Source organism: Bradyrhizobium prioriisuperbiae (assembly GCF_032397745.1).
GTDB classification, from domain to species: domain Bacteria; phylum Pseudomonadota; class Alphaproteobacteria; order Rhizobiales; family Xanthobacteraceae; genus Bradyrhizobium_A; species Bradyrhizobium_A prioriisuperbiae.
This window is the reverse complement of the sequence record NZ_CP135921.1, coordinates 2,062,043-2,074,937: the sequence shown is the minus strand read 5'-3', so window position 1 is coordinate 2,074,937 and position 12,895 is coordinate 2,062,043. Positions and strand designations below refer to the sequence as shown.

Below are 12,895 nucleotides of genomic sequence, written 5' to 3'. Positions count from 1 at the left end.
AGCGCCCGCGGAGCGATTGTCGATGACCACAGCGAAATACGATGTTCTCGGCATTGGCAATGCCATCTTCGATATCCTGGTGCAGACCGACGATGCCTTCCTGGCCAACCAGGGCATGGCCAAGGGTGCCATGCAGCTGATCGACGAGACGCGTGCCGCCTCGATCTACAGCGCCATGGGACCGGCGACGCAGGTCTCCGGCGGATCGGCCGCCAACACCATCGTCGGCGTCGCGGCGTTCGGCGCCAGCGCCGTCTATGTCGGCAAGGTCAAGGACGACCAGGTCGGTCGCCTGTACAGCCATGACATCCGCACCGCGAATGTCACCTTCACCACGCCGGCGGCGACGGACGGTCCGGCGACGGGATGTTCCTACATCCTGATCACGCCGGACGGCGAGCGCACCATGAACACCTATCTCGGTGCGGCGCAGAACCTGCGCCCCGACGATATCGATGCGGAGCAGGTGGCGGCGTCGTCCATCACCTATCTCGAAGGGTATCTGTGGGATCCGGCCGAGGCCAAGAACGCGTTCGTCAAGGCGTCCGAGATCGCGCACGGCGCCAAGCGCACGGTGGCTTTGACATTGTCCGATTCTTTTTGCGTCGGCCGCTATCGCGACGAATTTCTGAGCCTGATGCGCAAGAACACCATCGACCTGATTTTCGCCAATGAAGCCGAACTGCTGTCGCTGTATCAGTCCAGCGATGTCGATGCCGCGCTGACGCAGCTGCGCAACGACATCGGCTTCGCAGTGGTGACGCGCAGCGAAAAGGGCTGCGTGGTGGTGACCAAGGACAAGGTGACGGCGGTGCCGGCCTTCCCGATCAACAAGCTTGTCGACACCACCGGCGCCGGCGACCTGTTTGCCGCAGGATTCCTGTTCGGCCTGGTGCGCGGCACGAGCCACGAGGACGCCGGCCGGCTTGGCGCGCTGGCTGCGGCCGAAGTCATCCAGCATGTCGGTGCGCGGCCGCAGACCTCGCTGAAGGACCTGGCGCAGAAGCACGGGCTGCCGGTTTAGGTTTGTCGTCTTACCTCACTATTGTCATCACCGGGCTTGTCCCGGTGATCTCGCTTAGGGGCGCAGTGCGTCCCTAAGCGGGGTTGCCGGGACAAGCCCGGCAACGACAAGATAGGAAGTCGCGCGAGGACTCAGCCCTCACGCCGCGCGCTTGCCTTCATCCAGCGACGCATACACGCCGCGCTCGAAGCCTGCGAAGGCGTCGAGGCATTTGTGGTCGGCGAACGGCAGCACCTGCATCAGGATCACGCCGGACACGTCGCGTGACGGATCGATCCAGTAATAGGTGTTGGCCAGGCCAGCCCAGAACAGGCTGCCGGGGCTGCGGCCTTCGGGCGTTTTCGCGGTGTTGATCAGGAAGCTGAGGCCCCATTTCTTCACCATGTCCGGGAACAGGTCGACATCGTTGCTCAGGGGCGCCGCCGCCGTGGTGAGTTTGGTCATCTGCAACTCGCCGATGTGGTTCTGGCCCATCAGCGCCACGGTTTCCGGCTTCAGCACCTGCTGGCCGTTGCCGCGGCCCTTGTTCAGGATCATCTGGGTGAACTGGAGATAGTCGCGCGCGGTGCTGTAGAGGCCGCCGCCGCCCATGTGGAATTCCGGCTCCTGCTCCAGCTCGAACGGGATCGGTGTGAGCGATCCGTCGGGGCCGCGGGCGTGCATGCCGACCAGCCGCGTGCGCATCGCGTCGCTGATCTTGAAGCCGGTGTCGCTCATGCCGAGTGGTGTGAACATGTGGTCGCGCAGATACGCATCGAGCTTCTTGCCGCTCACCGCCTCCACCGCCTTGCCGACAAAGTCGATGTTGGTGCCGTACTCCCAGCGCGTGCCGGGATCGGTCATGATCGGGGTTTTCAGCGCGGCATTTAGGCAGGTGGTGACACCCGGCGTGCCCGTCTTTTCCAGATAGGTCGCCATGTCGCCGTTCCAGATGTCGTAACAGAAGCCGGCGGTATGGGTCATCAGCTGGCGCAGGGTGATCGGCCCTTTCGCCGGACGCAGTTTCGGCGCGCCGTCGCTGCCAAAGCCTTCCAGCACCTGCGGGCTGGCGAGATCGGGCAGGACCTTGCCGATCGGATCGTCGAGCGAGAGCTTGCCCTGCTCGACAAGCTGCATCGCCGCCGCCGTGGTAACGGCTTTGGTCATCGATGCGATCCAGAACACGCTGTCGCCAGTCATCGGCTGATCCTTCGAGAGGTCGCGTTTGCCGAAGGCGCCCTGGTAGATCACATCGCTGCCGGTCGCGGCGGTTGCGACCACGCCGGGAATCGCGCCGGACTCGGCAGCCGCGCGCAGAACCTGATCAATTTGTGCTGAATTGCCCATGATGCATTTCCCCTTTGGTTTTTCTTGAGGCGATAATCTTGATCCCGCTGGTTCGAGACGGCAAGCGCTTCGGTGCTGGACATGCTCGCCCGGCTATCTTGGATTTTTGGGCTTCGGGATTTGTGACACTCGGTCGCGGTCCATCTCACAAAGCCGTGTTTGGAATGGGGGCGGACGCACTTGCAGCAAAATCGCGCAATCGCCATATCCATGGCCATGCGGCGACAATTTCGCGGAACGAATCCCCAGCCTGCGAGTTTGACGTCACGCCACAATGCCAGACCGCCGCTAGGGGCAGCCTGGGGACAGCTGGTTAGTTAAAGCGTGCGAGAGCGGCAGCCCATGCCGCGAAAGGTCTGGTCATGATCCCGAGTTGGACGGAGTGGAAGCGCTACCCCAAGGCAGCGCGCGGTGAAAATATCGAAGCTCCCATCGGACCCGGTATCTACGAGGTGCGTTACCGCTCATCAGGTGCCTTGTTCGCGTTTGGCGCGGTCGATAATCTCGCTCTGGCACTGTCGGTGCTCCAGGTTGCGCCGAAATCGTTGACATCGTGGTTTGCAAGGCGTGAAGCTGCGCCACCCGATCTCGACTACCGGACGTGTGCGACCGCAACCAAAGCGGATGCCAAAACCGCGGCCGAGCGCATGATTGGCCGCCGCGAAACCTATCTCAGTGGTGCCGCCTGAACGAATCGTTCTCCGCGGCTAGCCGTAAGCCCAGGAGACCTTCCGAGATGACACCTGCTTCTTCCACCGCCCGCGCGGCATCGTCTGCTGCGTCCCTGCATGACCGCCTGAAAGATCCGTCGCTGCTGCGCGACCGCTGCTTCATTGACGGCGCCTGGGTCGGCACGCCATCGGTCAAGGTCGACAACCCGGCAACCGAGGCCACCATTGTCAGCGTGCCGCGGCTTGGCGCCAAGGAAGCCACCGAGGCGGTCGAAGCCGCTGAGCGCGCCTTTAAGACCTGGTCGAAGACCACGGCGAAAGAGCGCGCGGTGCTGTTGCGCAAATGGTTCGACCTGATCGTCGCCAACCGCGACGATCTCGCGCTGATTCTCACCTCCGAGCAGGGCAAGCCGCTGGCGGAAGCCAAGGGCGAAGTGGACATCGGCGGCGCTTATGTCGAGTTCTACTCTGAGGAAGCGCGGCGCATCTATGGCGAGACCATTCCCTCGCCGCGCGGCGATGCGCGTCTCCTCGCGATCCGCCAGCCGATCGGCGTCGCCGGCGCCATCACGCCCTGGAATTTTCCCTGCTCGATGATCACCCGCAAGGTCTCGCCGGCGCTGGCCGCGGGCTGCACCGTGGTGCTCAAGCCCGCGACCGAGACGCCGCTCACCGCACTGGCGCTGGCGGCGCTGGCGGAGAAGGCAGGGTTCCCGAAAGGCGTGTTCAATGTGCTGACCGGTGATTCCGCGGCCATCGGCAAGGTGCTGTGCGAACATCCGGCGGTGCGTGTGGTCGGCTTCACCGGCTCCACCGAAGTCGGCAAGATCCTGTACAAGCAGGCTGCGGTGGGCGTGAAGAAGCTCGGCCTCGAACTCGGCGGCAACGCGCCGTTCATCGTGTTCGATGACGCCGATCTCGATGCCGCGGTCGAAGGCGCCATGGTGTCCAAGTTCCGCAACATGGGCCAGACCTGCGTCTGCGCCAACCGCCTCTACGCCCAGGACAAGATCTACGACGCGTTTGTCGAGAAGCTCGCGGCCAGGGCCAAGGCGATGAAGGTTGGCGACGGCACCGAAGACGGCGTGGTGCAGGGTCCGCTGATCAACGCCAACGCGGTGAAGAAGGTCGAGGAGCACATTGCGGATGCGGTGTCGCATGGCGCCAAGGTGCTGACCGGCGGCAAGCGCTCGTCTCTCGGCGGCACCTTCTTCGAGCCGACGGTGCTGGCGAATGTTCCGGTGGATGCGCTGGTCACCCGCGAGGAAACCTTCGGCCCGCTGGCGCCGGTGTATCGCTTCAAGGACGAGAAGGAAGTCGTCGACATGGCCAACGCCTCGCCGTTCGGCCTTGCCTCCTACTTCTATTCCCGCGACCTCGGCCGGGTCTGGCGGGTGGCGGAAGCGCTGGAGTCCGGCATGGTCGGCGTCAACACCGGCCTGATCACCACGGAGGTGGCGCCGTTCGGCGGCGTCAAGGAATCCGGCCTCGGCCGCGAAGGCTCCCATCACGGCATCGAAGAGTATGTCGAGATCAAGTACATCATGATGGCGGGGATCTAAGGCTGCCATAACAGCAAGTGTAAAAGGCCGCGCAGTGATGCGCGGTCTTTTGTGACCAGACGCAGTTACCAGACGTAGGATCGGTTGAGCGCAGCGAAACCCATCCTTCTGTGCCGTCGATTTGATGATGGGTTTCGCCTTTGGCTCAACCCATCCTGCAGCGGGCGCTCACAGGGCCAATGCCAGCAGATCGATGACTTCCTCTCCTCCCAGTTCTTCCGTGGCGCCCATTTCCGCGTCACTTTCGGCCTCGGTGGCTACTCCGTTTTCATCCTCCTCGCCCGCGTCATCTTCGGCGCCCACTTGCGTGACGTCCGTCATTTCCTCTTCATTCATTGGGTTCGTGGGGTCGTCCAGGGTATTTTCGTCCGTGGTCAGCTTGTGCGTCGAAGCAGCGGCACCCTTTTTGAGCGTCACTGAGAAGGTCTTGTCGACAGACGGCGCCGGCTGCAGTGGAGACGTGCCGGCGACGCTCGGCGCGGGATCGTTCCAGCGCACCTTGGTCACGATCAGCGCGTGATCGGTGAAGAGGTCCGGCTGCACGGTTTTGAGCAGGTTCGCAGCTCGTTCGCCCGTTAAAACAGTGCGCTTGGATTTAGACTTGCGCTTCGTTGCGAAACCCGGCCTCGATTTTTTCGGCACCATAGTCACCACGACGCGCGGTGTGCGCTGCCGGTCTACCGCGATTGGCTTCCACCTCTTTGTATAAAGCTGGGAGGATTCGTGAACGAAGCTGCGGTCGCGAACCCTCACGCCGAGCGGGTTGGAGCCGGGCGCGATCGCCGATTTTTTGAAGGTCGTACCCCCGAGATCCGCGCCGATGTTCCGGAAGCCTGTCTTCACGACTTCGTCGTTCTTGTTGAGGTTGCCGTCCGCGTTCAGGTCGCCGGTCAGGAAGGCCACGTTCGCCGTGGCGGCGGAGCGCGGGATCGCCGGGAGAAGCCCGGGAAGATCTTTCATGATTTTGGGCCCGGGCGCATGGATTGTGGCGATGCGGGAGCTCTGGTTGCCCGGCAACTTGATTTCGGCAACGAGCCCGTCGCGGAAGTCCCTGGCTTCATACGAGGTGCTGCGGTAGGTCTCTTGCTTCGCCTTTTTTTGCGCGGCTCGCTTGTTCGGGCGATTATCAAACGCGTGCTTTTTCTGCGCGGCCTCCGTCTTGTCCGTCTCAATCACCCTTGCGTACTCGTCGCGAACGTTGAGATCCTCGACCTTCGTCACGTCGAGGCCCTGGCTCACGACGACCGTCCATTCTTTCATGCTGGCCTTCCCGCCGGTGGGATACGCCTCGAACGTGACGTTGCCGAGGTGCTTTGCATCCTCGCCGCGCTGGGCCTCGAACTCCTTCTTCAGCCGCCCGCATATGCTGGCGACGTCGTCCCTCGTTCCTATCACCTCCTGCAGAAACCCGACCAACGGCAGCGGGTCGCGGCTTTTGCCACGGCGGCGGACATTGTCGGTAATTCCCTTGGCAACCAGCTGCGCCATATCGTTGTCGCTTATCAAACTGTTCAGCGACTTCTTCTGCAGGTTCCAGTGGAAGACGAGGAAATCGTCCTTGGTCTTTGGCACCGCCGCCTCCTCCCGCAGTGGCGCGATCAGCCGGCGGCGATCGCCATCAATGTGTAGTTGGCCGCGGAACCTGAAGAGGCCTTGGCGAAAGTCACCACCACGGTATTGGTCCCGAGCGACAGCAGGTCGCAGAAGTCGACCGAGGTGAAATCCTTCCGCCTGAGCGGTACGACGGTCACGTTGTCGCCGCCACCGCCCGCCTCGGGTGCGTCGATAAGCCTGGTGATCGTTGTGCCGCCATTGACCTGAATGGACAGCGTGACTCCGCCGTTCTCGACCCAGTGCTTGAACGACAGGCTGACATCCTCGGACGTTTCGAGCACCTTGAAATAGAGCGTGAGCGTGACTGTCCCGGCCGAAAAGTCGGTGGTCATGAATCCGGTCTGCGATGCGCCGGTGAAGCCTGAGCCGCGCACCAGCATCAGGTTCGATTCAGCCCGGATCTGGAACGGGCCGCCCGTCGATGTCGGGGCAGCGTCGAACTGAGTGGGGATGAAGCCGACCATTGCAGCGCCGTTGTTGCCGCCGATCGGATCGAGCGCGAGCCTCGCCAGATCCAGATTTGTCACTGTCTCGGTCGCGGGCTGATAGGTGCGGATGGTCGCGACGAGCGCGGACGACTGCAACTGGTGCGTGGCGACGCAGAGCGTCAGTGCATGGTCGAAATCGAGCGACGTGGTGTCGGTCGTGCCGGCCTTGAGCGTCACCAGCCATGAGGCCTTGGAGGCGAAATTGACCCCCAGCAAGGCGAGCTCCGACGGCGGATAGACCTGGGTGCCGTCATAGAGGCGGTCGATCACATATTGCGGCAGGACGATGTTGTCGTTCTCGTCCGTGTTGCGGAAGTCGATCAGGTCCCAGGGGTATTCCTGTCCCCAGATCCAGGTCGGCCAGCAGTTGGTCGTGGCATCGAGCTGGGCGTAGCTGCCCCAGTCCTTGATCGCCATCGACGCGTCGTTGGAATATTGCGCCCCGCTATCGACCGTGTGGCCGGAGCCCTGCGACCATGAAGATTCGTTGGTGCTCGACTTCGAGCCGCTGATGCCGATGTCGCCGGTGGGCGACTTGCCGAAGAAGCCGAGCGACAGTGACCCGCCGTAGGAATTGGTCTGGGCCACGCTCGATCCCGAAGAATATTCCTGCGTGTTGGTCGTGCCGGTCGACGTTGCCGCGTTCTGGCTCGTTGTCACCGAGGTGTTCATCGTCTTCGGCGCATAGTCGAGCAGCAGGATGGTCGAGACGATGCTGTCCGGATCGGAAAAGGTGATGCCGTTGGTGATCAGTGCCGGATAGTCCACGAATCCCGTGACCTGTTGCGCCGTCGGCGAGAAGGGATCTCCGTTGGGAACGAAGAACCTCTGCGTGCAGGTCACGACGAAGCTGTTCGTCGACGTCAGGTTGCGGGTGTCGACATAACGCCGCACCTCATACTGAATGGTGGTGGTTCCGATCCGGGTGCCGGAACTCATCAATGCAGCCGTTGTGGACTGCGTATAGAGGTCGCGCTCCTTGATGATCATGGCTGCGGCGCCCTGTTTTTCGGGAGACCCAGATTGATGATGTAATAGAGCGCCGCATTGGTGGGCCGCGTTTCGAACCCACTGGTGTTGGCGCCGGAGGGATTGCCGGTGTTCGATCCGACGAAGCCATAGGACTTGGCGTCGTCGATCACGAGTGAAGAGGAGGAACTCGAGACTTCCGTATAACTATGCTGATGATTCTGGAGCGCGCACGCCTGGACCGATCCGACGCCGGAGTAGAGCAGCGAGGGATTTTGCATATCGTGGCGGGTCGAGCTGTCCGGATCGGTTACGCCGTCGGCGACACCGCGCACGAACTGAAGGCGAAGGTCGGGGAGGTAGAATTGTCCCGCGGGCGGAGACGCGCCGAAGGCGTAACCGATTGCGGTGTAGAGGTCGGGGTATTGCGATTGCTGCAGCAGCGTGCCGTCGCATTCGTGCCAGCCGGCAGGAATGTTGTTCTTTTGCCCGCCCCAGAACAGGATCATTCCTGCAAGTGTCTCGGCAAGTTTTCCGACATCTGTCATCGCAACCTCCAGCCCTGTTTAGTGGCCTCATGTCGGCCAAATTTGATTAAAACTGTTATTAAATACCGTCGCGCGTCCCCTCACACACGGAGGTGACTCCCGTTTACGAGTCCTGATGCTATTCTGGGTCGGTCCGGTCGCGGCTCTGAGCCGTGGGTCTAAGGCTTTGTTCGGAATGTCTTTAGTTCAGAAAAGGGTCTTTAGTTCAGAAGGGTCTTTGTTCAGAAGTCTTGCCCTGCAAACGCGATCCGGTTCGTTCGGCACTGTTATTAGCGTAACGACGACTCAACCAGAAATACCAATTCTCGAACTTCTCATCAGTAGATTGCATGGTTCAGCCGGACGGCCGCACGATTGAGATTTTCCGGGCCGTCGCCGCGACGGGATCGGCCACGCGCGCCGCGCACAAACTCAACACCACCCAGCCCAACATCACGCGCGCGATCGGCGCGTTCGAGAAGGAATGCGGCTTCGCGTTGTTCGAGCGCGGCCGCTACGGCATGACGCTCACCACCGCCGGTGCGCAATTGCTCGACGTGGTGCAGCGTCAATGGGCCGGCCTCAGGACCGTGGCCAAGGCGATTGCCGAGCTGCGCGCGGGGCCGCCGGGAACGTTGCACGCGACGACCATTCCGTTTCTCGCCGAGGGTGCTCTAACATCGCTGATCGGCGACTATCTGCGCGATCATCCGGAGATCGCCGTGTCCATCAAGACGGAGACGATCGATTCGATTGTCTCCGATATCGAGATGGGCGGCTCGGATATCGGCATGATCATCGGGCCGCAGCCGATCGGAACCGATCTGCAGCTTCTTCCGTTCGGAGAGAGCCGGCTGGCACTCGCGGTGCCGCGGGCCCACGGGCTCGCGAACCGCACCTCGGTCGATTTCAGCGAGCTTCATGGTGAGCGCTTCGTGCAGCTGGCCCGGCCCAACCATATCCGCACCGCGACCGAAGCGATGATGGCGAATCGCGGGGTAAAACCGTCGCTGGTGCATGAGGTGTCGATCCAGCGGACACTGCTCGCGCTGGTCAGCCAAGGCGCGGGCATAGGTCTTGCCGATCTCGCGATGATCCAGAGCTGTTCCGATGATGTCGTGCCGGTCGCGCTTGACGAGTCGATGTCGTGGCCGATCAGTCTGATATACAACAGCGAGCGTGCTCATTTGACGATGCTGGGGACTTTCCTGGCCTGGTTCGAGCGGCGGCAACGTGCCGCGGGCCGACACGATGAACGACTCTCGACGCGTGACGTTGGTCAGAGAGTGACTCATCCCGTGATGCCGTGATCAGGCTGAGAAGATCTGGCGAGCCAGACCTCGGCGCCACAGTAGGATGGGTTGAGCGCAACGAAACCCATCCTACGGACTGCCGCTGCTACGCTTTCGGCGCCATCGACTCCGATCGCCAGCCCGGCGGCGTGGCGACTTCGATCAGGATGTTGCCGGGAGATGTGCAGTAGAACGCGGTAACATCACCGCCGCGGTCCGGTGTCTGGATATCGCCAACGGAGAAGCCGGCGGTTTTGAGCTCGGCATGCTTGGCGCGCACCTGCTCGGGCGTATCGCAGTAGAGGCCCAGATGAAACGTGGCCGGATAGCTGTCCGGGTCGGTCGCCTTGCGTTTCATCAAGGTCAGCACGAAGCCGTCCTGGTTGCGCAGCAGGGCGAAGGTTTCCTTGCCGCGCTTTTCGACCAATTCGAAGCCAAGGAACCGGATGAACAAAGTGGTGAGACCGGCGACATCCGATGTCGCGAGATTGGCGTGTTCAAGTCGCATGGAGAGCTCCTGTCTGGTGTGAGGAAACAGACAGGGGGGACTTTCGGCACTGCTGACGGTCAGGATAGTTTGCCCATGAACCCGCCAGCAGCGTGGCTCCGTGAGCACACCCTGTCTGGCTGTGGGTCCTCCAGCCGCAGGGCGGCGGGGCAGAGATCCCTGCAAGGGGATTGGCCGGGCTTACCGATCCGGCCGTGCCTTTTTCAGCGGGCCGACGCTTAGCATGCGCCGCGTTGCTGCTCAATCACTCCGGCAGCGGAATGAACTCGTGCTCCTGCGGCACGTGGGCGAAGCGCCCCGCTTTCCAGTCCGCCTTGGCCTGTTCGATGCGGTCCTTGCTGGACGAGACGAAATTCCACCAGATGTGGCGCGGGCCTTCCAGCGCGGTGCCGCCGAGGAACATCATGCGTGACGGCTTGAGAGCGTTGACGGTGATGCGATCGCCAGGGCGAAACACCAGCAGCCGCGGGCCCTCGAATTTATCCCTCGCGATTTCGATTTCGCCTTCGACCAGGTAGATCGCGCGTTCCTCGTGGTCCGCGTCGAGCGGCGCGGACTTGCCGGCCTCCAGCGTCACCTCGGCATAAAACCATGGCGACACCATCTCCACCGGCGAGGTCACGCCGAACACCGAGCCGGCGATGACCCGCGCGCTCAGCCCGGTGTCCTGCACCACGGGCAGCCGTGTCGCGTCGAAATGCTGGAACGAGGGATCGATTTCCTCGCGGCCGGCCGGCAGCGCGATCCAGCTCTGCAGGCCCAGCATCTTCTGCCCCACCGCGCGCTGCACATCCGGCGTGCGCTCGGAGTGGGCGATGCCGCGGCCGGCGGTCATCAGGTTCATGGCGCCGGGCATGATCTCCTGGATGTTGCCCTCGCTGTCGCGGTGCATGATGTGGCCGTCGAACAGATAGGTCACGGTGGCAAGCCCGATATGCGGATGCGGCCGCACGTCCATGCCCTTGCCGGCGATGAACTGCATCGGGCCGAAATGATCGAAGAAGATGAAGGGGCCCACCATCTGCCGCTTGCCGTGCGGCAGCGCGCGCCGCACGTTGAAGCCGTCGCCGAGGTCGCGCACCCGCGGCACCACCACGAGTTCCAGCGCATCGCAGGATTGCGGATCGCCAAGCACGGGATCGGAAGAGGGTTGCCAGCTCATCGGAAGTCTCCATCAGGAACGCAATCGGAAGATTAAGCCACATGGCAAGGAATTGCCACTGCGGCGCGACCGCGTAGCGTGTGACCGCAAGATGTCGCCCTGATTTCGGTGCAGGCGTGGCGAGCGCTGTCATCACGCGTTCGCTTGATTGACACGCGACCGGCGGCCGCTAACATCACCGGCAATCACATAAAAAATTCGGGAGAAATGCCGTGTTGATGACGGAAATGGTCCGGCGGGGTGCGCTCTATCATGGCCCGCGCACAGCGGTGCTGTTTGGCGACCAAAGCCTGACGTTCGACGACGTCGATCGCCTGTCCAATCGGCTTGCCAATGCGTTGATCGCGATCGAAGGCCTGGCTATCGGTGGCCGTGTCGGGTTGCTGCTGAACAATTCGCTGCTGAGCATGCCGATCGATTTTGCCTGCGCCAAGGCCCGTATTGTTCGCGTGCCGCTGAACTCGCGGCTGTCGGCCAACGAACAGAAGCAGATGCTGGAAGGCGCTGGCGTCACGCTGTTGCTGCATGGCGCGGATCTGGTCGAGCGTGCCCGAGAGCTCGCGCAGCTCCTGCCGGGTTTGAAAATCCGCAGCCTGGGCGCCGGTGGCGACGGCGATATTGCTGAGATTGCGCAGACGCAACCGGATACACTGCCCGACCGCACGCCGGAGCCGGACGATGTGGTGATCGCGATCTATACTTCGGGCACCACAGGAAAGCTGAAGGCCGTGCTGCACACCCAGGCGAGTTGGGCCGCGATGAGCGAGAACGTGCTCAGCAACATGGAGATCAAACCCGGCGACATCATGCTGCACGCGGCATCGCTGATCCATGCCAGCGGTTGTTTCGTGCTGCCATACTGGATTCGCGGCGGCACCGCAGCGGTGCTGCCGGGCTTCATGCCGAACGCCTATATTGAGGCCGTGGAGCGCTGGAAACCGACCGCGCTCAATCTCGTGCCCACCATGATCGGCATGCTGCTGGACCATCCGGGTATTGCCGAGGTCGACATGCGCTCGGTGACCACCATGCTTTATGGCGCCTCGCCGATGCCGCGCCCGACCATGGAGCGGGCGCTGAAACTGTGGGGGCCGCGCTTCATCCAGTATTACGGTCAGACCGAGGCGCCGCTGTTCATCGCCGTGCTGACCAAGGAGGATCACGTCAGTCCCGGCGCCGACAAGCGCCTGGCCGCCTGCGGGCGTCCCAGCATCGATTGCGAAATCCGACTGATCGATGAAGACGGCCGTGATGTCGCGCCTGGCGACAGCGGCGAGATCGTGCTGCGCGCGCCGTTCGCCATGGCCGGCTATTACAACGCCCCAGAGCTCAACGCGCAGACCATCATGCCGGGACACTGGATCCGCACCCGCGATGTCGGCCGGTTCGATGCGGAGGGCTATCTTTACCTGGTCGACCGCACCTCCGACATGATCGTCACCGGCGGCTACAACGTCTATCCCCGCGAAGTCGAGGACGCGCTGGCTGCGCATCCGGCGGTGCGCGAAGTGGTCGTGGTCGGCATTCCCGACGACAAATGGGGCGAGGCGGTGGCGGCGTTTGTTGCCATCCGCAATGGCACCTCGGTCGAGGAAGCGGAGCTGATCGCTTTCGCGCGGGACCGCCTCGCCGGCTACAAGGTGCCGAAATCCGTGCGCTTCATCGACGACGTGCCGAAAAGTCCGGTCGGCAAGCTGTTGCGGCGCGCGGTGCGCGATCCGTTCTGGGCCGGGCGTGAACGCAGGATCTGAT

The 12,895-nt window shown here is 62.7% G+C and carries 11 protein-coding genes; 5 read left to right on the top strand and 6 right to left on the bottom strand.

Features of this window, described 5'->3' with window-relative positions:
• Positions 1 to 22 precede the first annotated feature (22 nt).
• On the top strand, positions 23 to 1,024 hold the full coding sequence (locus tag RS897_RS09680) for an adenosine kinase (protein ID WP_315836348.1): 1,002 nt from the start codon (positions 23 to 25) through the stop codon (positions 1,022 to 1,024).
• 138 nt (positions 1,025 to 1,162) lie between these two features.
• On the opposite strand, the gene RS897_RS09675 is transcribed toward RS897_RS09680, so the two are convergent.
• Positions 1,163 to 2,350: a serine hydrolase domain-containing protein gene (locus RS897_RS09675; RefSeq protein WP_315836347.1), complete on the bottom strand. Its 1,188-nt coding sequence runs from the start codon at positions 2,348 to 2,350 to the stop codon at positions 1,163 to 1,165.
• A 362-nt stretch (positions 2,351 to 2,712) separates the two neighbouring features.
• Here RS897_RS09675 and RS897_RS09670 point away from each other — a divergent pair, with 362 nt between their 5' ends.
• Positions 2,713 to 3,039, top strand: a complete 327-nt coding sequence (locus tag RS897_RS09670) for a hypothetical protein (protein WP_315836346.1) — start codon at positions 2,713 to 2,715, stop codon at positions 3,037 to 3,039.
• Between the two features lie 47 nt (positions 3,040 to 3,086).
• The gene (locus RS897_RS09665; protein ID WP_315836345.1) at positions 3,087 to 4,583 is read left to right on the top strand and encodes an NAD-dependent succinate-semialdehyde dehydrogenase; all 1,497 of its coding nucleotides are present in this window, start codon (positions 3,087 to 3,089) and stop codon (positions 4,581 to 4,583) included.
• 168 nt (positions 4,584 to 4,751) lie between these two features.
• Here the strand turns inward: RS897_RS09665 and RS897_RS09660 are convergent, their stop codons facing one another.
• Genes RS897_RS09660 through RS897_RS09650 form a run of 3 tightly spaced genes read right to left on the bottom strand, consistent with a single transcriptional unit; the run spans position 4,752 to position 8,202 of the window.
• Entirely contained in the window at positions 4,752 to 6,155 is a 1,404-nt protein-coding gene (locus tag RS897_RS09660; protein WP_315836344.1) for a hypothetical protein, read from the bottom strand.
• Positions 6,156 to 6,181: 26 nt separating this feature from the next.
• Entirely contained in the window at positions 6,182 to 7,675 is a 1,494-nt protein-coding gene (locus RS897_RS09655) for a hypothetical protein (protein ID WP_315836343.1), read from the bottom strand.
• Positions 7,672 to 8,202: a phage tail protein gene (locus RS897_RS09650; RefSeq protein ID WP_315836342.1), complete on the bottom strand. Its 531-nt coding sequence runs from the start codon at positions 8,200 to 8,202 to the stop codon at positions 7,672 to 7,674. Before RS897_RS09650 ends, RS897_RS09655 begins: the two co-directional genes overlap by 4 nt.
• 329 nt (positions 8,203 to 8,531) lie before the next feature.
• Here RS897_RS09650 and RS897_RS09645 point away from each other — a divergent pair, with 329 nt between their 5' ends.
• Complete coding sequence (locus tag RS897_RS09645; protein WP_315836341.1) at positions 8,532 to 9,491, top strand: LysR family transcriptional regulator; 960 nt, start codon at positions 8,532 to 8,534, stop codon at positions 9,489 to 9,491.
• An 88-nt stretch (positions 9,492 to 9,579) separates the two neighbouring features.
• Here RS897_RS09645 and RS897_RS09640 read toward each other — a convergent pair whose 3' ends face one another.
• Together RS897_RS09640 and RS897_RS09635 are read right to left on the bottom strand one after the other, a co-directional pair.
• Positions 9,580 to 9,981 (bottom strand): VOC family protein, encoded by a 402-nt coding sequence (locus tag RS897_RS09640; RefSeq protein ID WP_315836340.1) that lies wholly within the window; start codon positions 9,979 to 9,981, stop codon positions 9,580 to 9,582.
• A 244-nt stretch (positions 9,982 to 10,225) separates the two neighbouring features.
• The gene (locus tag RS897_RS09635; protein ID WP_315836339.1) at positions 10,226 to 11,143 is read right to left on the bottom strand and encodes a pirin family protein; all 918 of its coding nucleotides are present in this window, start codon (positions 11,141 to 11,143) and stop codon (positions 10,226 to 10,228) included.
• A 218-nt stretch (positions 11,144 to 11,361) separates the two neighbouring features.
• Here RS897_RS09635 and RS897_RS09630 point away from each other — a divergent pair, with 218 nt between their 5' ends.
• The gene (locus RS897_RS09630) at positions 11,362 to 12,894 is read left to right on the top strand and encodes a class I adenylate-forming enzyme family protein (RefSeq protein WP_315838572.1); all 1,533 of its coding nucleotides are present in this window, start codon (positions 11,362 to 11,364) and stop codon (positions 12,892 to 12,894) included.
• The last annotated feature ends 1 nt before the right edge of the window (position 12,895 follow it).

What these genes read in the sequence shown, in the direction of transcription:
- RS897_RS09670 (WP_315836346.1), top strand. Translation starts at nt 2,713, where the DNA reads ATGATCCCGAGTTGGACGGAGTGGAAGCGCTACCCCAAGGCAGCGCGC.
- RS897_RS09630 (WP_315838572.1), top strand. Translation starts at nt 11,362, where the DNA reads ATGACGGAAATGGTCCGGCGGGGTGCGCTCTATCATGGCCCGCGCACA.
- RS897_RS09675 (WP_315836347.1), bottom strand. Translation starts at nt 2,350, where the DNA reads ATGGGCAATTCAGCACAAATTGATCAGGTTCTGCGCGCGGCTGCCGAG.
- RS897_RS09655 (WP_315836343.1), bottom strand. Translation starts at nt 7,675, where the DNA reads ATGATCATCAAGGAGCGCGACCTCTATACGCAGTCCACAACGGCTGCA.
- RS897_RS09650 (WP_315836342.1), bottom strand. Translation starts at nt 8,202, where the DNA reads ATGACAGATGTCGGAAAACTTGCCGAGACACTTGCAGGAATGATCCTG.
- RS897_RS09665 (WP_315836345.1), top strand. Translation starts at nt 3,087, where the DNA reads ATGACACCTGCTTCTTCCACCGCCCGCGCGGCATCGTCTGCTGCGTCC.
- RS897_RS09680 (WP_315836348.1), top strand. Translation starts at nt 23, where the DNA reads ATGACCACAGCGAAATACGATGTTCTCGGCATTGGCAATGCCATCTTC.
- RS897_RS09640 (WP_315836340.1), bottom strand. Translation starts at nt 9,981, where the DNA reads ATGCGACTTGAACACGCCAATCTCGCGACATCGGATGTCGCCGGTCTC.
- RS897_RS09635 (WP_315836339.1), bottom strand. Translation starts at nt 11,143, where the DNA reads ATGAGCTGGCAACCCTCTTCCGATCCCGTGCTTGGCGATCCGCAATCC.
- RS897_RS09645 (WP_315836341.1), top strand. Translation starts at nt 8,532, where the DNA reads ATGGTTCAGCCGGACGGCCGCACGATTGAGATTTTCCGGGCCGTCGCC.